This is a genomic window from Pseudomonas sp. Os17 (assembly GCF_001547895.1).
Taxonomy (GTDB): Bacteria; Pseudomonadota; Gammaproteobacteria; order Pseudomonadales; family Pseudomonadaceae; genus Aquipseudomonas.
This window is the reverse complement of the sequence record NZ_AP014627.1, coordinates 1,965,602-1,984,727: the sequence shown is the minus strand read 5'-3', so window position 1 is coordinate 1,984,727 and position 19,126 is coordinate 1,965,602. Positions and strand designations below refer to the sequence as shown.

18 protein-coding genes are annotated in these 19,126 nt (G+C 62.3%); 2 read left to right on the top strand and 16 right to left on the bottom strand.

Annotated elements, in window-relative coordinates; genetic code table 11:
* Positions 1 to 7 precede the first annotated feature (7 nt).
* The 9 genes from mltG to POS17_RS08955 form a co-directional block, all read right to left on the bottom strand.
* Positions 8 to 1,174 carry an endolytic transglycosylase MltG gene (gene mltG, locus POS17_RS08990; protein ID WP_060838243.1) on the bottom strand — a complete coding sequence of 389 codons (1,167 nt, stop codon included), beginning with the start codon at positions 1,172 to 1,174 and terminating at the stop codon, positions 8 to 10.
* Positions 1,175 to 1,177: 3 nt separating this feature from the next.
* The gene (gene pabC, locus POS17_RS08985) at positions 1,178 to 1,993 is read right to left on the bottom strand and encodes an aminodeoxychorismate lyase (RefSeq protein WP_060838242.1); all 816 of its coding nucleotides are present in this window, start codon (positions 1,991 to 1,993) and stop codon (positions 1,178 to 1,180) included.
* Complete coding sequence (gene fabF, locus POS17_RS08980) at positions 1,993 to 3,237, bottom strand: beta-ketoacyl-ACP synthase II (RefSeq protein ID WP_060838241.1); 1,245 nt, start codon at positions 3,235 to 3,237, stop codon at positions 1,993 to 1,995. Before fabF ends, pabC begins: the two co-directional genes overlap by 1 nt.
* 110 nt (positions 3,238 to 3,347) lie before the next feature.
* On the bottom strand, positions 3,348 to 3,584 hold the full coding sequence (gene acpP, locus POS17_RS08975; protein ID WP_003175607.1) for an acyl carrier protein: 237 nt from the start codon (positions 3,582 to 3,584) through the stop codon (positions 3,348 to 3,350).
* 196 nt (positions 3,585 to 3,780) lie between these two features.
* The gene (gene fabG / locus POS17_RS08970) at positions 3,781 to 4,521 is read right to left on the bottom strand and encodes a 3-oxoacyl-ACP reductase FabG (RefSeq protein ID WP_047284730.1); all 741 of its coding nucleotides are present in this window, start codon (positions 4,519 to 4,521) and stop codon (positions 3,781 to 3,783) included.
* Between the two features lie 16 nt (positions 4,522 to 4,537).
* Positions 4,538 to 5,476, bottom strand: coding sequence for an ACP S-malonyltransferase (gene fabD / locus POS17_RS08965; RefSeq protein WP_060838240.1), 939 nt, complete (start codon positions 5,474 to 5,476; stop codon positions 4,538 to 4,540).
* Positions 5,477 to 5,602: 126 nt separating this feature from the next.
* On the bottom strand, positions 5,603 to 6,613 hold the full coding sequence (plsX, locus tag POS17_RS08960) for a phosphate acyltransferase PlsX (protein WP_082729196.1): 1,011 nt from the start codon (positions 6,611 to 6,613) through the stop codon (positions 5,603 to 5,605).
* 3 nt (positions 6,614 to 6,616) lie between these two features.
* Entirely contained in the window at positions 6,617 to 6,799 is a 183-nt protein-coding gene (rpmF, locus tag POS17_RS30770; protein ID WP_003179396.1) for a 50S ribosomal protein L32, read from the bottom strand.
* A gap of 13 nt (positions 6,800 to 6,812) precedes the next feature.
* Positions 6,813 to 7,340, bottom strand: coding sequence for a YceD family protein (locus tag POS17_RS08955; protein ID WP_009047832.1), 528 nt, complete (start codon positions 7,338 to 7,340; stop codon positions 6,813 to 6,815).
* 105 nt (positions 7,341 to 7,445) lie between these two features.
* Here POS17_RS08955 and POS17_RS08950 point away from each other — a divergent pair, with 105 nt between their 5' ends.
* Positions 7,446 to 8,024, top strand: a complete 579-nt coding sequence (locus tag POS17_RS08950; protein ID WP_060838238.1) for a Maf family protein — start codon at positions 7,446 to 7,448, stop codon at positions 8,022 to 8,024.
* A gap of 55 nt (positions 8,025 to 8,079) precedes the next feature.
* Here the strand turns inward: POS17_RS08950 and sppA are convergent, their stop codons facing one another.
* From sppA to rluC, 3 genes are read right to left on the bottom strand one after another with little or no spacing between them, the layout of a single operon-like run.
* Positions 8,080 to 9,069, bottom strand: coding sequence for a signal peptide peptidase SppA (gene sppA, locus POS17_RS08945; protein WP_060838237.1), 990 nt, complete (start codon positions 9,067 to 9,069; stop codon positions 8,080 to 8,082).
* A 21-nt stretch (positions 9,070 to 9,090) separates the two neighbouring features.
* Positions 9,091 to 9,753, bottom strand: coding sequence for an HAD-IA family hydrolase (locus POS17_RS08940; protein WP_060838236.1), 663 nt, complete (start codon positions 9,751 to 9,753; stop codon positions 9,091 to 9,093).
* Complete coding sequence (gene rluC / locus POS17_RS08935) at positions 9,743 to 10,699, bottom strand: 23S rRNA pseudouridine(955/2504/2580) synthase RluC (protein WP_016965316.1); 957 nt, start codon at positions 10,697 to 10,699, stop codon at positions 9,743 to 9,745. The genes POS17_RS08940 and rluC overlap by 11 nt, the downstream gene beginning before the upstream one ends.
* Positions 10,700 to 11,414: 715 nt before the next feature.
* Between rluC and rne the strand changes: the two genes are divergently transcribed.
* Entirely contained in the window at positions 11,415 to 14,672 is a 3,258-nt protein-coding gene (gene rne, locus POS17_RS08930) for a ribonuclease E (RefSeq protein ID WP_060838235.1), read from the top strand.
* Positions 14,673 to 14,734: 62 nt separating this feature from the next.
* Here rne and POS17_RS08925 read toward each other — a convergent pair whose 3' ends face one another.
* From POS17_RS08925 to POS17_RS08910, 4 genes are read right to left on the bottom strand one after another with little or no spacing between them, the layout of a single operon-like run.
* Positions 14,735 to 15,331 (bottom strand): nucleotidyltransferase family protein, encoded by a 597-nt coding sequence (locus POS17_RS08925; RefSeq protein ID WP_060838234.1) that lies wholly within the window; start codon positions 15,329 to 15,331, stop codon positions 14,735 to 14,737.
* Positions 15,328 to 16,323 (bottom strand): XdhC family protein, encoded by a 996-nt coding sequence (locus tag POS17_RS08920; protein WP_060838233.1) that lies wholly within the window; start codon positions 16,321 to 16,323, stop codon positions 15,328 to 15,330. The genes POS17_RS08925 and POS17_RS08920 overlap by 4 nt, the downstream gene beginning before the upstream one ends.
* Positions 16,323 to 18,638, bottom strand: coding sequence for a xanthine dehydrogenase family protein molybdopterin-binding subunit (locus POS17_RS08915; RefSeq protein WP_060838232.1), 2,316 nt, complete (start codon positions 18,636 to 18,638; stop codon positions 16,323 to 16,325). The genes POS17_RS08920 and POS17_RS08915 overlap by 1 nt, the downstream gene beginning before the upstream one ends.
* Positions 18,635 to 19,105, bottom strand: coding sequence for a (2Fe-2S)-binding protein (locus POS17_RS08910; RefSeq protein WP_016968267.1), 471 nt, complete (start codon positions 19,103 to 19,105; stop codon positions 18,635 to 18,637). Before POS17_RS08910 ends, POS17_RS08915 begins: the two co-directional genes overlap by 4 nt.
* Between the last annotated feature and the right edge of the window lie 21 nt (positions 19,106 to 19,126).

Sequence of the window (19,126 nt, the reverse complement as noted above, 5' to 3'; positions counted from 1 at the left end):
ATCAAAGTCATTGCGGGCTTTTCGGCGCGGGCGCAGGTTCCACCGCAGCGGGAGCCTCGGCGGGCGCTGGCGATGCGCTGTCCGGGCTCGGGGTGACGGCAGGCGCCGGGCTCTCGGCCTCGGGCGTGGCCGGGGCGGCCAGCGGCGCCGGACTGGAGCGGTAGTCGGCGCGACGCTTGAGCTGGAACTCGCGCACCGCACTGTTATGGGCATCCAGGTCATCGGAGAACACATGGCTGCCATCGCCCCGGGCAACAAAATACAGGCTCTTGCCCGGCACCGGATTGAGGGCGGCGTGAATCGCCTCGCGCCCGACCATGGCAATCGGCGTCGGCGGCAGCCCGGCAATCACGTAAGTGTTGTAGGGCGTGGCTTCCTTGAGATGAGCCCGGGTCAGCTTGCCGGTGTAGCGCTCGCCCAGGCCATAGATCACCGTCGGGTCGGTCTGCAGCAGCATGCCGATCTGCATGCGCCGCACAAAAACCCCGGCGATCTGTCCACGTTCCTGGGGCACGCCGGTTTCCTTTTCCACCAGCGACGCCATGATCAGTGCCTGATAGGGATCGCTGTAAGGCGCATCATCAGCCCGCTTGCTCCACTCTTTTGCCAGCACATCGTCCAGGCGGTCGTAGGCTTTTTCCAGAAGCTCGGCGTCGGTCATGCCCTTTACAAAACGATAGGTATCGGGGAAGAAACGCCCTTCGGGAAACACCCCGCCGTGGCCGAGCTTTTCCATCACCTGAGTGTCGCTGAGGCCAGCCAGGGTCTGCTGCAGCTTGTCGCTCTTGGCCAAGGCATTGCGCACCTGGCGGAAGTTCCAGCCTTCCACCAGGGTCAGGCTGTACTGCACCACCTCGCCGCGTTGCCAGAGACCGATCAGGCCCTCGGCGGTCATGCCCGGCGTCATGCGGTACTCACCACTGTGCAGAGGCTGGCCCTGAAGATTGAAGCGCCAGTACAGACGCAACCAGAACCCATCCCGGATCACGCCATCGGCTTGCAGACGATTGAAGGTGCCGGTGGGCGTCGAACCGGCGGGAACATCCAGCAACTGCTCCTGGGAGAGGTTCAGCGGTTGTTCCAGGGCCGAATGCAGTTTCCAGGCACTCGCGCCCAGCAGCAGCCCTGCCAGGACCAGTCCGGTTTCCAGCAGGAGCAGTAATTTACGTCTCACGAATCAAGCATCCAGTAGTGCGCGGGTAATGCCCTGCAGTTTACGGGTGAGCGGTCCCGCCGACCAGCGCATCCCGGCACAGGCACGCACCGGCCAGATGCCATAGACGCTATTGCAGACGAAGACTTCGTCCGCCTGCTGCAACTGATCGAGGCTTATGTCCGTGACCTCCACGGAAACTCCCAGTGACGCGGCCTGAAACAGAATTTCCGCGCGCATCACCCCGGCCACCCCGCACCGGCTCAGGTCGGCGGTCAGCAAACGCCCCTGGCTGACCAGGAACAGATTGCTGAACACCGCTTCGATCACTCGCCCGGCGCCATCGAGCATCAAGCCTTCGGCATGCTCGGCATCACGCCATTCGGCGCGAGCCAGCACCTGTTCCAGCCGGTTGAGATGCTTGAGGCCCGCCAGCAACGGCTGCTCGGATAAGCGCGTGGCACAGGGAAACAGCACAATGCCCTGCTCGGCATTGGCCGGGGCATAGGCCGGCAAGGCAGCGCCCTGGAGAATGCGTCGCGCCGTGGCTGCCGGATCGGCGGCATAGCCCCGCAGACTGTCGCCGCGGGTCAGGATCAGCTTGAGCACGCCCTCCCCCAAGGCCGCCGCATAGGCCAGCACTTCGTGGCGAATCAGTGCCTGATCGGCATTCAACGCCAGACGTCGACAACCTTCGGCCAGGCGCTGCAAGTGCCGCTCCAACAGTTGCGGCTGCCCGGATCTGACAGCGATGGTCTCGAACAGACCATCGCCATAGGCCAGGCCGCGGTCCTTGAGCGACACGGCGTCAGCCGGCCGACCGTCGACCCAGCAGTGCATCACTCGGAGAACCGGCGGAACACCAGGGAGCCGTTGGTGCCACCAAAACCGAAGGAGTTGGACAGCACCACATCAATGTCCATGCTGCGCGCAGTGTGCGGCACGAAATCGAGGTCGCAGCCCTCATCCGGCTCATCCAGGTTGATGGTGGGCGGCGCGACCTGGCTGTTGATGGCCAGCACGCTGAAGATCGCCTCGATCGCCCCGGCGGCACCCAGCAGGTGACCGGTCATGGACTTGGTGGAGCTGACTGCGAGCTTGTAGGCGTGCTCGCCAAACACGGTCTTGATCGCTTCGGCTTCTGCCAGGTCGCCGGCAGGGGTCGAAGTACCATGAGCGTTGATGTACTGCACCTGATCGACATTGAGCTTGGCGTCGCGCAAGGCATTGGCGATGCAGCGAGCGGCACCGGCGCCGTCGGCAGGAGGCGAAGTCATGTGATAGGCGTCGCCACTCATGCCGAAACCGATCAGCTCGGCGTAGATGGTGGCGCCACGAGCCTTGGCGTGCTCCAGCTCTTCGAGCACCAGGGCGCCGGCACCGTCGGACAACACGAAGCCATCACGCCCCTTGTCCCAGGGACGGCTGGCACGGGTCGGTTCGTCATTACGGGTCGACAGCGCACGGGACGCGCCGAAGCCGCCCATGCCCAGGCCACAGGCGGCCATCTCGGCACCGCCGGCAATCATCACGTCGGCTTCACCGTAGGCAATGTTGCGCGCGGCCATGCCGATGCAGTGGGTGCCGGTGGTGCACGCCGTGGAAATGGCGTAGTTCGGCCCCTGGACACCCAGGTGGATGGACAGGAAACCGGAAATCATGTTGATGATCGAGCCCGGCACGAAGAACGGAGAAATCCGGCGCGGGCCGGAATCGTGCAGGGTGCGGCTGGTTTCCTCGATATTGGTCAAACCGCCAATACCCGAGCCCATGGCCACGCCGATGCGTTCACGGTTGGCATCGGTGACTTCCAGACCGGCGTTGCGCACCGCCTGAAATCCGGCCGCCAGACCGTACTGAATGAACAGGTCGAGTTTGCGAGCCTCTTTGGCCGACAGGTACTCCTCGACATTGAAGCCCTTTACCGAGCCGCCAAAACGGGTGGAATAGGCAGAAAGGTCGGTGTGTTCGATCAGACCAATGCCACTTTGGCCAGCCAGAATGCCCTGCCAACTACTCGGCACATCCGTACCCAGTGGCGACAACATACCCATACCGGTGACTACGACGCGTCTACGCGACACAGCACTCTCCTTTTTCTAATGACGACACTTTGTATCAGGCCTAAAGAAAAAACCGCACGCCGTAACGGCAGTGCGGTTTTTCCATGACAGCAAAAGACGACTAAAAACGATTAAGCCTGGTGGCTGGTAACGTAGTCGATAGCTGCTTGAACGGTAGTGATCTTTTCAGCTTCTTCGTCAGGGATTTCGGTCTCGAATTCCTCTTCCAGAGCCATCACCAGCTCAACGGTGTCAAGGGAGTCGGCACCCAGGTCTTCAACGAAGGAAGCGGTGTTCACAACTTCTTCTTCTTTAACGCCCAGTTGCTCAGCAACGATTTTCTTGACGCGCTCTTCGATGGTGCTCATACCTTGTTTTCACTCCTAATGGACAAATTCAGGCAGCTGGCCAGTGGGTAAGTGTATAGAAAGGCTTTTCAGCTTTTCAACTGAAAGCTTCGTCCCTCAAACCCTTTGGCCATCTGCCTATAAATTGATTGCAGCTTTATAACGGATTTTAGACAGCTCGTATGACATTTTTTTGAAGCAATCCGTCACATTTGACTCACATATACATCCCGCCATTGACCGGGATTGTAGCCCCAGTAACGTATGCCGCACCGTCGGATGCCAGAAAAGCGACCACTTGCGCGATCTCTTGAGCCTGACCCAGACGACCCAGCGGAATTTGCGTCAGCAGGGCTTCACGCTGTGCTTCCGGCAGCTCACGGGTCATATCGGTGTCGATAAAACCTGGAGCAACCGAGTTCACAGTGATCGACCGCGAACCCACTTCACGCGCCAGGGCACGGCTGAAACCTTCCAGACCGGCTTTGGCGGCTGCGTAGTTTACTTGGCCGGCGTTGCCCATGGCACCCACAACCGAGCCAATACTGATAATTCGACCCCAACGAGCCTTGGTCATGCCGCGCAGAACGCCCTTGGACAGGCGGTACAAGCTGTTCAGGTTGGTATCGACCACGTCGTACCACTCGTCATCTTTCATGCGCATCATCAAGTTGTCGCGGGTGATGCCGGCGTTGTTCACCAGAATCGCCGGCGCACCGAACTGCTCAGTGATGCTGGCCAGCACTGCAGCCACGGACTCGTCGCTGGTGACATTGAGTTCAAGGCCGGTGCCCTGAATGCCGTTTTCCTTGAGGGTAGCGGCGATGCGCTCGGCACCGGAGGCGGAAGTGGCTGTGCCCACCACGATAGCGCCCATACGACCCAGCTCAAGCGCGATGGCCTGGCCGATACCACGGCTGGCGCCGGTCACCAGTGCAACTTTACCTTGCAGACTCATGCAAGCTTCTCCTAGTTCAGGCCAACGCTGCACGGGCGGCAGCGAAGGCATCTGGGGTATTCAGGTTAGAGGTCGACACGCCTTCGGCGCAGCGCTTGTTGAGACCGGCCAGGACCTTGCCCGGACCGCATTCCACCAGCTGGGTGGCGCCTTGGGCTGCCAGGGTCTGCACCGACTCGACCCAGCGCACAGGCTTGTACAGCTGCTCCAGCAGATCGCGCTTGAGAGTATCGAGATCGGCCGCTACGGCGGCGCTGACATTCTGTACCAGAGGAATCTGCGGCGCCTGCCAGTTGATCGCCGCGATCGACTCGGCAAAACGTTCAGCCGCAGGGCGCATCAGCTCGCAATGGGACGGCACGCTGACCGGCAGCGGCATGGCACGCTTGGCACCGCGGGCCTTGCAGCCCTCGATGGCACGATCCACCGCCGCCTTGGCACCGGCAATGACCACCTGGCCCGGGGAGTTGTAGTTCACCGCGCTGACCACTTCACCTTGCGCCGCTTCCGCGCAGGCCGCCACGACATCGGCGTCATCCAGACCAAGAATCGCCGCCATGCCGCCTTGACCTGCCGGCACAGCTTCCTGCATCAGCTGACCACGACGCTCGACCAGCTTGACCGCCTCAGCCAGAGTCAGGCTGCCAGCCGCTACCAGGGCGCTGTATTCACCCAGGCTGTGACCCGCAACGAAGGCCGGACGCGCGCCACCCTCGGCCAACCAGACGCGCCACAGGGCGATGGAGGCGGTGAGGATGGCCGGTTGAGTCTTGTCGGTTTGATTGAGCAGCTCTTCGGGACCTTGCCGGGTCAGAGCCCAGAGGTCGTAGCCCAGAGCATCGGAGGCTTCCTTGAATGTGTCGAGGATCAGTGGGTACTGCGCGCCCAACTCGGCCAACATGCCGAGGGACTGCGAGCCCTGTCCTGGAAAGACGAATGCGAGGGATGCAGACATGTAACAAGCCCCTAATGATCTTGTCGTCGGAGAATTGACGTCACACCGCAGTGGACGCAAGAAACTGACAGTTGGATGGCCAATTGAACTGAGCGGTCACATTTAAGCACTCCACAGGATAAACGCCTAAAGCAACAGATCTTCAAGGCGCCCGTGCAGGCGTCGCGGCAAGTCTTCCTGGATTTCGATCAGCGCGCGCTGAATTGCACTCTGAAACCCCTGAACACCCGCAGAACCGTGGCTTTTCACCACTATTCCCTGCAACCCGAGAAAGCTCGCCCCATTGTGCCGAGCCGGCGCCAGGTCCGCCTGCAATCGCCGCATGAGCGGCAAGGCCAGCGCACCGACAGCCCGGGACAGCAGATTCCGCCTGAACAATGCCTCGATACGGGCAGCGATCATGGTGGCCAGCCCCTCGCTGGACTTGAGCAGGATGTTGCCGACAAAACCGTCGCACACCACCACATCTGCCTCGCCGCGATACAGTCCGTCACCCTCGACGAAGCCTATGTAGTTCAGACCCCGCGCCTGCTGAAGCAGGCTCGCCGCCAGCTTGACCTGCTGGTTGCCCTTGATGTCTTCGGTGCCGATGTTCAGCAAGGCCACTCTTGGCCGCACTATGCCCAGGCATTGCGCTGCAACCGAACCCATGATTGCGAATTGCAACAGGTGCTCGGCACTGCAATCGACGTTGGCCCCCAGGTCCAGCAACTGGCAATAGCCACGCTGAGTGGGAATCGCCGCCACCATCGCCGGACGGTCGATGCCAGGCAGGGTTTTGAGCACGTAGCGCGACAACGCCATCAGCGCCCCGGTATTGCCGGCACTGACGCAGGCCTGGACCTTTTCATCCCGCAACAGCTCAAGCGCCACCCGCATCGAAGAATCGGGCTTACCGCGCAGAGCCTGGGCAGGCTTCTCGTCCATGGTGATCACTTCACTGGCAGGAGCGATTGTCAGGCGCGCGCGATCCACAGCCGAATGGCCGGAAAGCAGATCTTCAAGTAGGGAGGGTTGACCCACCAGGGTCAGATGCAGCGAGGGGGTAGCAGACAGGCAAGCAATACTGGCCTGAACAATGCTGCGGGGACCGAAGTCCCCGCCCATTGCGTCAATCGCGATGACTTGAGCGGACAAGGATTACTCGTCAGCGCCCTTGTCGATCACTTTACGACCACGGTATACGCCTTCTGGCGATACGTGGTGACGCAGGTGAACTTCACCGGTGGTCTTTTCTACGGACAGAGTGCTTGCCTCGAGAGCATCGTGGGAGCGACGCATGTCACGGGCAGAGCGGGATTTTTTGTTCTGCTGAACAGCCATAATTGATTAACTCCTAAACGTTTGGGTCACGCTTTAACTGCGCCAATACACTGAACGGGTTGGACCGCGTTACCTCGTCCTCGCTCGGTTCGGGCTCATCGAGCCCCGCCGGCTGCTGGCATTCTTCCGGATGATGAGCAGGCACGATGGGCAAGGCAAGCAAAAGCTCCTCCTCGATCAACGCCTGCAGATCCAAAGGATCTTCGCCCAGTTCCAGCACGTCATAACCTTTCGGCAACGACTGGGTATTCGCACCCTCCTTCACCACGGCGTAACTGCACTCGCTGTGGATCGGCAGGGTGACCAGCTCAAGACAACGCTGGCAAACCATTTTGACTTCGACGTCGATGGAGCTGTGGATAACTACAGCTTTACGCTCGTCACGCTCGAAAACGAATTTAGCCTGCACCGTACCGACATTGTCGGAAAGCGGGTCGCAGAGTCTCTCCAAATCGGCCAGCAGCAGTTCACCTTGAAGGGTGGTGCCACGGTCAGCCAATTTGCGCGGGTCAACGTGAGGTGGAATCGGGTCATTCAACATAGGCGCAGCATTATAGGGATGCCCCCAGCCATGTCAAAGGAAATTCAGCCCTGTCCGTCACTTGCCAGCCCCGCTAGAATTCCCGCCCCATCCCAGGAGATGCGCATGCTGCCTTTATTACTCGCCTCGAGCTCGGTCTATCGCCGGGAATTGCTGTCCCGCCTGCAACTGCCCTTTACCTGCAGCTCTCCCGATATCGACGAAAGCCACCGACCAGGGGAGCCCGCCATGGCACTGGTGAAACGCCTGGCGGAAGAAAAGGCTCGCGCCCTTGCAGCCACCCACCCGGATCACCTGATCATCGGCTCGGACCAGGTAGCGGTACTGGGGGAACGCATCATCGGCAAACCCCATACCTTCGACAAGGCACGCCAGCAACTGCTGGACGCCAGTGGCGCCAGCGTGACCTTCCTCACCGGCCTGGCCCTGCTCAACAGCCGGACAGGCCACTGTCAGGTCGACTGCGTCCCCTTCACCGTGCATATGCGCACCCTCGACCAGCAACGCATCGAGCGCTACCTGCACGCCGAGCAACCCTTCGACTGCGCCGGCAGCTTCAAGGCCGAAGGCCTGGGAGTCAGCCTGTTCCAGAGCACCACCGGCAGCGACGCCACCAGCCTGGTAGGCCTGCCATTGATCCGCCTGGTGGACATGCTGCTAGCCGAAGGCGTGGCCATCCCCTGACCAGACACTAAAAAGCCGGCACTCTGGCCGGCTTGGTTTGTTCAGCGCCGCACAATCAGCGCAATGCCGGCCCCTGAAAGCCCATCCACATAGCGATCTGTTCAGCCACGCTGGCGCCCAGCTTCTTCGAGAAGCGATCGAGTGGCGACTCCTGGACAGTGAAGTCCACCAGCTCTTTTTCACCAATCACGTCCCGCGCCACCGAGCTGGTATTACCCAGGCCGTCGATCAAGCCCAGTTGCAACGCCTGCTCACCGGACCAGACCAACCCCGAGAACAACTCAGGATGCTCTTTATCCTTGAGGCGCTCGCCACGCCCCTGCTTGACGCTGGCTATGAACTGACGGTGAGTGGTGTCCAGCACGCCCTGCCAGAACTGAGTTTCATCAGGTTTCTGCGGCTGGAACGGATCGAGGAACGACTTGTGCTCGCCGGAAGTGTAGGTACGACGCTCGACCCCCAACTTCTCCATGGCGCCGACAAACCCGTACCCGGCCGCCGTAACGCCGATGGAGCCCACCAGACTCGCCTTGTCGGCATAGATCTCATCGGCAGCACTGGCGATGTAGTAAGCACCAGAAGCCCCCAGGTCAGAGATCACCGCATAGACCTTGGTGTCCTTGTGCAAAGCCCGCAGACGACGAATCTCGTCATAGACGTAGCCAGACTGCACCGGGCTGCCGCCAGGGCTGTTGATGCGCAGAACAATACCCTTGACCTTGGGATCATCGAAGGCGGTACGCAGACTGCCGACGATATTGTCCGCACTGGCCGACTCCTTATCAGCAATCACACCCGTGACATCGATCACCGCGGTGTAGCTGCCGCCACGAGCCGCGTTCTTTTCCATGGTCATCAGCGGCGTGAACAAAGCCAACGCCACAAACAGATACACAAAGGTCAGCAGCTTGAAGAAGATCCCCCAGCGCCGCGCACGACGCTGCTCCTGGACACCGGCCAGGAGCGTCTTTTCCAGTAGCTTCCAGCTCTTGTCATCACTCTCTTCAGCGCCCGCCTTGCTTGGCGCTTTCCATTCGTCGCTCATGCCTGCTACCCCAGCAAAAACTTATTCGGCAGCCTGACTCAGCCAGGCATGCAATTGAGGAAAACGGTCGATGGACAAGCGCGGCTCGAAGGCCTGCAAAGCCTCGATGGACTGGGCACCGTAGCTAACGGCCACCGAATCCATGCCGGCATTGCGCGCCATCAACAGATCAAAGGAGGAATCGCCAACCATCAGAGCCTGCCTTGGCCCGACTCCGCAATGAGCAAGAATTTCCTCCAGCATCAACGGATGAGGCTTGCTGGCGGTTTCGTCGGCCGCCCGGGTGATATCGAAATATTCTTCCCAGCCATGAGCCTTCAGCACCCGACCCAATCCGCGCCGGGCCTTGCCCGTGGCAACTGCCAACCGATAACCCTCGGCCCGGAAAGCCTCCAGAGACTGCACCACGCCAGCAAACAACGGCGAAGGCTCAGCCTCCAGCGCGATGTAGTGATCCGCGTAATGCTGACGAAAGGCCATCAACTGACCTTCGTCGATTTCGGGATACAAGGTACGAATCGCCTCCGGCAAGCCAAGACCGATGATGCCCTTGACGGCAAAATCGTCACGCCGGGGAAAACCGGAGCGATCGGCCGACACATGCATCGACTCGACAATCCGACCAATGGAATCCGCCAGAGTGCCGTCCCAATCGAAGATCAACAGCTGGTAATCAGGGTGCACTCAAGCGCTCCACGGTCTTGGCCCACATTTCATCCACCGGCGCCTGCAGCTTCAGCTCGCCGCCATCAGGCAGCGGCACCGTCAACATATAGGCGTGAAGGAACAGGCGCTTGCCGCCCAATTCGCGAATCTCGCGGGTGAAATCATCGTCGCCGTACTTGCTGTCACCGGCAATGCAGTGCCCGGCATGCAGGGTGTGCACGCGAATCTGGTGAGTGCGGCCAGTCACCGGCTTGGCCTCGACCATGGTGGCGAACTCGCCGAAGCGGCGCAGCACCTTGAACACCGTCAAGGCCTCCTTCCCTTCTTCATTGACCTCCACCATGCGCTCGCCAGAACGCAGGTTGCTCTTGAGCAAAGGCGCGCGCACCTGCTTCAGGGCCGTTGCCCAGTGGCCACGCACCAGTGCCATGTAGCGCTTGTCCACACCATCACCACGCAGCGCGGCGTGCAGGTGGCGCAACATGCTGCGCTTCTTCGCGATCATCAGCAGACCGGAGGTGTCGCGATCGAGGCGATGCACCAGCTCCAGCTCCTTGGCATCCGGACGCAACTGACGAAAGGCTTCGATCACCCCGAAATTCAGGCCGCTGCCGCCGTGCACGGCAATGCCGGCGGGCTTGTTGATCACAATCAGCGCCTTGTCTTCAAAGACAATCGAGGCTTCCAGTCGCTGCAACAACCCTTGAGCCAGCGGCACCGGCTCGTCGCGCTCGGGCACGCGCACCGGCGGCACGCGCACAACATCACCGGCCTGCAGCTTGTACTCGGGCTTGATGCGCCCCTTGTTCACCCGCACTTCGCCTTTACGCAAAATGCGATAAATCAAGGTCTTGGGCACGCCTTTGAGTCGCGCGAGAAGGAAGTTATCAATACGTTGGCCGGCATATTCCGGCGAGACCTCAAGCAATTGAACGCCTGGAGTCGAGGGGGCAGTAGTCGTCATGGCGCGAATGATAACAATTTTTTATGGATTTGAAGCACTTAATGATTGCTGCTATAGTCGCGAACGCCGCCAAAAGCGGCTGGACAGCGGAACAGCGGCAACTAGCCGGCCCTGACCAACGCAATTCATAAGGACGCAAGGCCGTCCTACGCAGCTCTCGCTACATACCGGAAGAGTCTGACGTTGTAACAAGCGCAGGTGACATGAGGCCTGAAACCCGTAAAAAGCAGAGTTATCACTCGCCTTTTATGCAGCGATTAACGGCCAGTTCACAAAGTGCAGTCAGCGCCTGACAACCCCAAGCGAAGGTTGTGGAAACAACGCCTTTAGCCATGATGCGTGACCTCCCCTTTCGGAGTTCACGGTAAATGCCAACCCGCTGCGGATTCTGCGCGCGGCAGCACCCGAATTATCAGGGATACGTGTAGGGTGGAGATGCACAACCGTCGGACTGTGTAGCATTAGGCTTTATTCAAGACGCTTCATCTCGTCCACAGTCGCCGGTTGATTCCTCCTCCTGACAGACTTTTGCTTAAGCGGTGCCTTAGTCACCACAGCAAGCAGGACGCGTGAGTCGCGACTTCGTTCTTAGTTATTCGGACGAACCTCGCTAGACACTCGAGTGGTCAACCACTCCTGACGCACCTGACACCGACCGTGAGAAGTCGTGTGTGCCGAACGCCGTTTCCGGCAGCCCGGAAACCGACGGTACTACATGAAAAGAATGCTGATTAACGCAACTCAACCCGAAGAGTTGCGTGTTGCCCTGGTAGATGGCCAGCGCCTCTACGATCTGGACATCGAGTCCGGTGCACGCGAGCAGAAAAAGGCCAACATCTATAAAGGCCGCATCACTCGCATCGAACCAAGCCTCGAGGCTGCCTTTGTCGACTTCGGCTCTGAGCGCCACGGCTTCCTGCCCCTCAAAGAAATCTCCCGCGAATACTTCAAGAAAGCCCCCGAAGGCCGCGTCAACATCAAGGACGTCCTGAGCGAAGGCCAGGAAGTCATCGTCCAGGTCGAGAAAGAAGAGCGTGGCAACAAGGGCGCCGCCCTGACCACCTTCATCAGCCTCGCCGGTCGCTACCTGGTACTGATGCCGAACAACCCGCGTGCCGGCGGCATCTCCCGCCGCATCGAAGGCGAAGAGCGCAACGAACTGCGTGAAGCGCTGAACGGCCTGGTAGCTCCTGCCGACATGGGCCTGATCGTGCGCACCGCCGGCCTGGGTCGCAGCAGCGAAGAGATGCAGTGGGACCTGGATTACCTGCTGCAACTCTGGACCGCCATCAAGGAAGCCTCCCTGGATCGCTCCGCGCCATTCCTGATCTACCAGGAAAGCAACGTGATCATCCGCGCGATCCGCGACTACCTGCGCCAGGACATCGGCGAAGTGCTGATCGACAGCGTTGAAGCCCAGGACGAAGCCCTGACCTTCATCCGCCAGGTGATGCCGCAGTACGCCAGCAAGATCAAGCTGTACGAAGACAGCGTGCCGCTGTTCAACCGCTTCCAGATCGAAAGCCAGATCGAAACCGCCTTCCAGCGCGTGGTCGAACTGCCTTCCGGCGGCTCCATCGTCATCGACCCGACCGAAGCCCTGGTGTCCATCGACATCAACTCGGCTCGCGCCACCAAAGGCAGCGACATCGAAGAAACCGCCCTGCAGACCAACCTGGAAGCAGCGGAAGAAATCGCTCGCCAACTGCGTCTGCGTGATATCGGCGGCCTGATTGTCATCGACTTCATCGACATGACCCCAGCCAAGAACCAGCGCGCCGTGGAAGAAAAAGTCCGCGAATGCCTGGAAGCCGACCGCGCCCGCGTGCAGATCGGCCGCATCTCGCGCTTCGGCCTGCTGGAAATGTCCCGTCAGCGCCTGCGCCCTTCCCTGGGCGAAAGCAGCGGCATCGTCTGCCCACGCTGCAATGGCACCGGCATCATCCGTGACGTCGAATCGCTGTCCCTGGCGATCCTGCGCCTGATCGAAGAAGAAGCCCTGAAAGACCGCACCGCCGAAGTTCGCGCCCAAGTGCCGATTCCGGTCGCCGCCTTCCTGCTCAACGAAAAACGCAACTCGATCACCAAGATCGAACTGCGCACCCGTGCCCGCATCGTCATCCTGCCGAACGATCACCTCGAAACGCCGCACTTCGAAGTCCAGCGTCTACGCGATGACAGCCCGGAAGCCAACATCAACCAGTCCAGCTACGAAATCGCCGCGGCCGCAGCCGAAGCCGAAGAAGTACAGCCAGCCGCCGCCACCCGCACCCTGGTTCGCCAGGAAGCCGCGGTGAAGACCGCACCGGCCCGCGCCAATGCCCCTGTGCCGACCGAAGCCGTCGCTCCGGTTGCCGCTCCAGCCCCGGTTGCTGCCGAGCCAAGCCTGTTCAAAGGCCTGGTCAAGTCCCTGGTCAGCCTGTTCGCCTCCAAGGAAGAGCCGGCCGCTCCGGTCGTGGTCGAGAAGCCGGCAACCGAGCGCCCTGCCCGCAACAACGAAGAGCAGCGTCGCAACGGCCGTCAACAGAGCCGTAACCGCAACGGTCGCCGCGACGAAGAGCGCAAGCCACGTGAAGAACGTGCACCGCGTGAAGAGCGCGCACCACGGGAAGAGCGTCAACCTCGCGAAGTGCGTGAAGCTCGCGAAGAAGTCCAAGGTGTAGCCCGCGAAGAACGCGCACCACGTGCTCCGCGCGAAGAGCGTCAACCACGCGCCCCACGTGAAGACCGCAAGCCACGTGGCGAGCGTGAAGAGCGTGTTCGCGAACTGCGCGAGCCTCTGGATGCCGCTCCGGCCGCCGCCGCTGCTACCGCCGCCGTTGCCGTTGCCGAAGAACGCCCGGCTCGTCCGCCACGGGAAGAGCGCCAGCCGCGTCCGCCGCGCGAAGAGCGTCAGCCACGCGCCGAACAGGCTCAGGCCGCTGCCGCCAGCGAAGAAGAAGCACTGCCGAACGAAGAGCAACTGCAGGAAGAAGGCCAGGACAACGCCGACGGCGAACGTCCACGCCGTCGCTCCCGCGGCCAGCGTCGTCGCAGCAACCGTCGCGAGCGTCAGCGTGATGCCAACGGCAACGTGATCGAGGGTTCGGAAGAGAACGCCGAAGAGCCAAGCAGCGCCGATCTGGCCGCCGGCCTCGCGGTCACTGCCGCTGTTGCCAGCACCGCCATCAGCGCCAACGCTGAAGCACAAGCGCATCAGCAAGCCGAACGCGCGACCGCCGCTGTTGCAGAGCAGGCTCCGCAAGCACCTGTGGTCGAAGCCACTACTGAAGTGGAAGCGCCGGCTGCTCCAGCTGTTGAACTGGCCCCAATCGAACAGGCCCCAGCGGCCGAAGTTGCTCCGGTTGTTGCAGAGCAGCCTCAGGTTGAAGTCGCCGCCGAACCCGCCGTGACTGTCGAAGCACAACCTGTGGTAGCCGAGCAGCCTGTCGCAGAACCTGCGGTCCAGGCGCCGGTGGTTGAGGAAACAGCCATCGAGCCTGCCCAGGAAGCTCCGGCCCCGGCCGCTGAACCTGTTGCCATCGAGCAGCCAGTGATTGCCCAGCAGCCTGCCCAGGCTGAAGAGCCTGCACCGGCTGTTGCCCCTGTCGTCACCGAAGCCCCGGCTCCAGTGGTTGAAGCGGCTCCGGTGAGCGCCCTGACCAGCAACGGTCGCGCACCAAACGATCCGCGCGAAGTGCGCCGTCGCAAGCGTGAAGCCGAGCGTCTGCAGAAGGAAGCCGAGCTGGCTGCCGCTGCCGCCCCGGTTGAAGCGGTGGCTGCTGCCGAGCCCGCTCCGGTCGAAGCGCCAGTGGTGGTCGAAGCCGCTCCAGCGCCTGTCGAGGCGGCTGAAGCAGCACCTGCGCCGGTCACCGAACCTGTGGCAGAGCAACCTGCCCCGGTGGTGGAAGAGGCACCGCACAACGTCGAGCACGCCGTTGAGCACGTAGCCCACACCGAGGAAAAGCAGCACGAGCCTAAACCTCTCGCCTGACTCCATCGGTAATGAAAAAGCCCCGCCCGGGTAACCGGGCGGGGCTTTTTCATGCCTGCCATTCAATGCTCGCGAAACACCAGCGCTGCCGGCAGATCCACATCCCACACCACGCCCGGGTCGCTCAAGGGCACTTCGACCACCTTGCCCGCAGCAAACAGACACCTGGCGCCACGATCACCGGACAACCCCTGCAACGCAGCGGCATAAACCCGACCAAACCCCACCGGATGCCCCAGATCGTCCCCCAGCCGCGGCACGCTGATGTTCTCCTCGGTCAACCCCGCGATCACCCGCCTTATGCTGGCCGGCAGGATGAAAGGCATGTCCCCCAGCAACACCACCCAGCCATTGGCGTCGACACTGGCCGCTACCGCGGCTGCCAGGCTGTGCCCCATACCCGGCGAGTCCAGCAACAACACCTGACAACCATAAGCCCGCCCCAGCTCCGCCACCCGCGGCCGTCCCGGCGTCGTGACCAGCACTCGCCGTACCACTTCGGCAGGCAGGTTGACCAGCACCTGCTCCAGCACCGGCCGCTCTACGCCATCGCGCCCCACACAAGGCGCCAGCAACTTGTCCTGATCGTCTGCGAGCGCCTGCCGATAACGACTGCCCTGCCCCGCCGCCAGGATGATCGCGCAAGGCCAGGGACTCATCCGGCCACCTCGGCCACGCGCGCCACCGGCTGCTGCGACAGGGGCTCGACACCATTTTTCAGCGCCACGATCTGCGCCATCAGCGAAAGGGCAATCTCCGCCGGAGTATGACTGCCAATGTGCAGCCCCACCGGCCCGTGCAAGCGCTCGATGGCCGCGCTCGACAATCCCAGCAGGGCCAGATTGTCCCGGCGCTTCTGGCTATTGACCCGCGAACCCAGGGCGCCGACATAAAACGCCGGGGAATCGAGGGCCGTCAGCAGCGCCATATCGTCCAGACGCGGATCATGGGTCAGGGCCACCACCGCCGTGCGCTCATCCGGCTCGATACTCAACACCGCATCGTCGGGCATGCCGGCGACCAGGCGTCCATCCTGCTCCTCCCAGCCATGCACGAACTCCTGGCGCGGATCACAGACCAGCACCTCGAAATCCAAGAGACGCGCCATTTGCGCCACATAACGAGACAGCTGCCCGGCGCCGATCAGCAACAGGCGCCAGCGCGGTCCGTAGATCGCCCGCAGGGTGACACCGTCAAACGCCAGCTCATCCCGCTTGCCCGCTGCCTTGAGCAGCACCTGGCCGGTGCTCAGGTTCAACTCCCGGGCCACGATCTGATGCGCCGCGCAACGTTGCAGCAACTCGGCGACCCAGGACGGATCGCCGACCCGCTCCTCGGTCAAACGCAGGGTGCCGCCACAGGGCAGACCGAAACGCGCCGCCTCCTCCACCGTCACACCGTAAGTCACCAGTTGCACCGGCGGCCCCTGCGGTGCGAGACGCCCGTCCCCGAGGCGGCTGATCAGGTCGTCCTCGATGCAGCCGCCGGACACCGAGCCGATCACCACGCCGTCGTCGCGCAGGGCAAGCATGGCGCCCGGAGGGCGCGGCGCGCTGCCCCAGGTCTGGACCACGCTGTAGAGCAGCACCCCGCGCCCGGCACGGCGCCACTCCAGCACGCTGCGCAGGACATTCAGGTCGACACTGTCCATCAGGCACCCGCCTGCTGCCAGCCTTGCAACTGATAACGCACCGGCAGATTGCGGATGCGCTTGCCGGTAGCGGCGAAGATCGCATTGCACAGAGCCGGGGCAATCGGCGGCACGCCGGGCTCGCCAACACCGCCCAACGGCACCTCCCCCGGCGGCGTTACCAGGTGCACCTGCACCTGCTTGGGCGCCAGGGACATGCGCGCCACCTCGTACATGTGGAAGTTGTCCTGCTGCACCTTGCCGTCCTTGAAGCTGATTTCCCCCAGCACCGCATTGCCCAGGCCCATGACACAGGCGCCCTCGAACTGCGAGCGGATACGCTCGGGGTTGATCTGCGGGCCGCAATCCACGGCGATGTCGGCCTGGTGCACAATCAGCGTGCCATCGTCCTTGACCTCCACCTCGATCACCGCTGCCACATAGGTCACGAAGCTGTAGTGCATCGCCAGCCCCAGGCCACGCCCCTTGGGCAGCGAGCGGCCCCACCCGGCGGCCTTGGCCGCGGTTTCCAGTACCGCACGCATGCGCCCGGTGTCGATCGGGTAACGCTCCGGGGACTCGCCGTAATTCCACTCTTCGCTCAGGGTTCGCGGATCGATCTGACGGTCCGGCCCCAGCAGCTTGAGCTGGTACTTCAGTGGGTCCTGGCCCGCCTTGTGGGCCAGTTCGTCGACAAAACTCTGAATGGCGAAGCCGTGGGGAATGTTTGACACCGAGCGATACCAGCCCACCCGGGTATGGGCCGCAGCTTCGGGGTTTTCCAGGCGCACATTGGGAATCGCATAGGCCATGTTGGTGAAGCCCATGCCCAGCTCGAAGGCGCCCTCGTGGTTCATCCCCGGGGCGAACAGCGCAGTGATGCTCGGGGCCACGGTGCGATGCAGCCATGCGGCGGGCATGCCGTCCTCGTTCAAGCCGGCCTTGAGGTACTCCGCCGACACGGTATGGAAGTAGGAGTGATGGATATCGTCCTCCCGGGTCCACTGCACCCGCACCGCCTTGCCGGGAAAGGCCTTGGCCAGGATGGCCGCCTCCAGAATGAAGTCCGGCTTGGATTTGCGCCCAAAACCGCCGCCCAGCAAGGTGACATTGACCGTGACCTGATCAAAGCCGATGCCCAGGCGCTCGGCGATCCGCTCACGGGTCACCTGAGGCGCCTGGCTCGGCGCCCAGGCTTCACAGCGCCCGTCGAGAAAGCGCGCCACCGCCACCATCGGCTCCATGGGGGCCTGGGCCAGGTGCGGCAGGTAATAAGTGGCCTCCAGACTGCTCTGGGCGGCGTTCATGGCCTCATCCGGATTACCGGTGCTGCGCACCACCTTGCCTGGCTTCTGTGCCGCCGCCTCCAGTTCCTTGCGGTATTCGACGGAGTTGTAGCCGGCATTGACCCCATCGTCCCACTCGATCTTCAAGGCATCGCGGCCCTTGATTGCAGCCCAGGTATTGCTCGCCACCACCGCCACGCCCCCCAGGGGCTGGAACTCGGAAGGCAACGGACGACCATCGATGGGCATGACCTTGATCACCCCAGGCACCTTCAGGGCTGCACTGTCATCCACGGACTTGACCTTGCCGCCATAGACCGGGGGCCGCGCCACTGCCGCGAACAGCATGCCTTCAAAGTGCACATCGGCGCCGTACACCGCGCGGCCGTTGACGATGTCCTGGCCGTCGATGGCGCGGGTTGCCTCCTTGCCGATATAGCGAAACTCCGACGGCTGCTTCAGGCGCAGGCCGTCCCGGGCCGGAACCGCCAGAGCCGCCGCTGCTGCGGCCAGAGCGCCATAGCCCAGTTCGCGCCCGCTGGGGGTATGAACCACCTTGTGCAACTGCGCCCGACATTCGCTCGGCGGTACCTGCCACTGCGCGGCAGCGGCCTGCTCCAGCATGGTCCGCGCCGCGGCGCCGCAACGCCGCATGGGTTCGTACCAATGGCGCATGCTGCGCGAGCCATCGGTGTCCTGGTTGCCAAAACGCGTTTCGTCTCCGGGCGCCTGCCTGACCTTGACCTGGGCCCAATCGGCCTCCAGCTCATCCGCCACCACCATGCTCAGGCTGGTACGCACCCCCTGGCCCATCTCCGAACGGTTGCAGATCACCGTCACGCTGCCGTCGCCGGCAATGCTCACATAGACCTTGGGATCGTCGACCCAGCCGTGGGGCATGCCATCGGCGCCAAACTTCTGCTCTTCGGCAAACGCCTGCTGCCAGCCCCAACTGGCCGCCAGTACCAGGGCTCCGGTGGCGCCCACCCCCTTGAGAAAACCACGGCGACTGAGGTTGCAGAGGGCAAAATCACTGAGGAGCCGGTTCATGCCTTGGCCTCCTGCAGATGGTTGGCCGCCTGGCGGATCGCGGTCTTGATCCGGTTATAGGTGCCGCAGCGGCAGATATTGCCGAGCATCGCCTCTTCGATCTGTTCGTCACTGGGATTGGGATGGATCTTGAGCAGCGCCGTGGCGGACATGATCTGCCCGCCCTGGCAGTAGCCGCACTGGGCCACCGCCGTATCCAGCCAGGCTTGCTGCACCACCTGCCCCACCGGATCGTTGTGCAGGTAGTCGATGGTGCTGACATTCTTGCCCAGCACCGAGCCGACCGGGGTGATGCAGCTGCGCGCCGGGTCGCCGTCGACATGGACGGTGCAGGCACCGCACAAACCCATGCCGCAACCGAATTTGGTGCCGCTGTAACCCGCCACATCGCGGATGGCCCATAAGAGCGGCATGTCCTCGGTGACGTCCAGGGGATGATCTTGACCGTTGAGCTTCAGGGTAATCATGGGCACGCCCGCATTCTATGA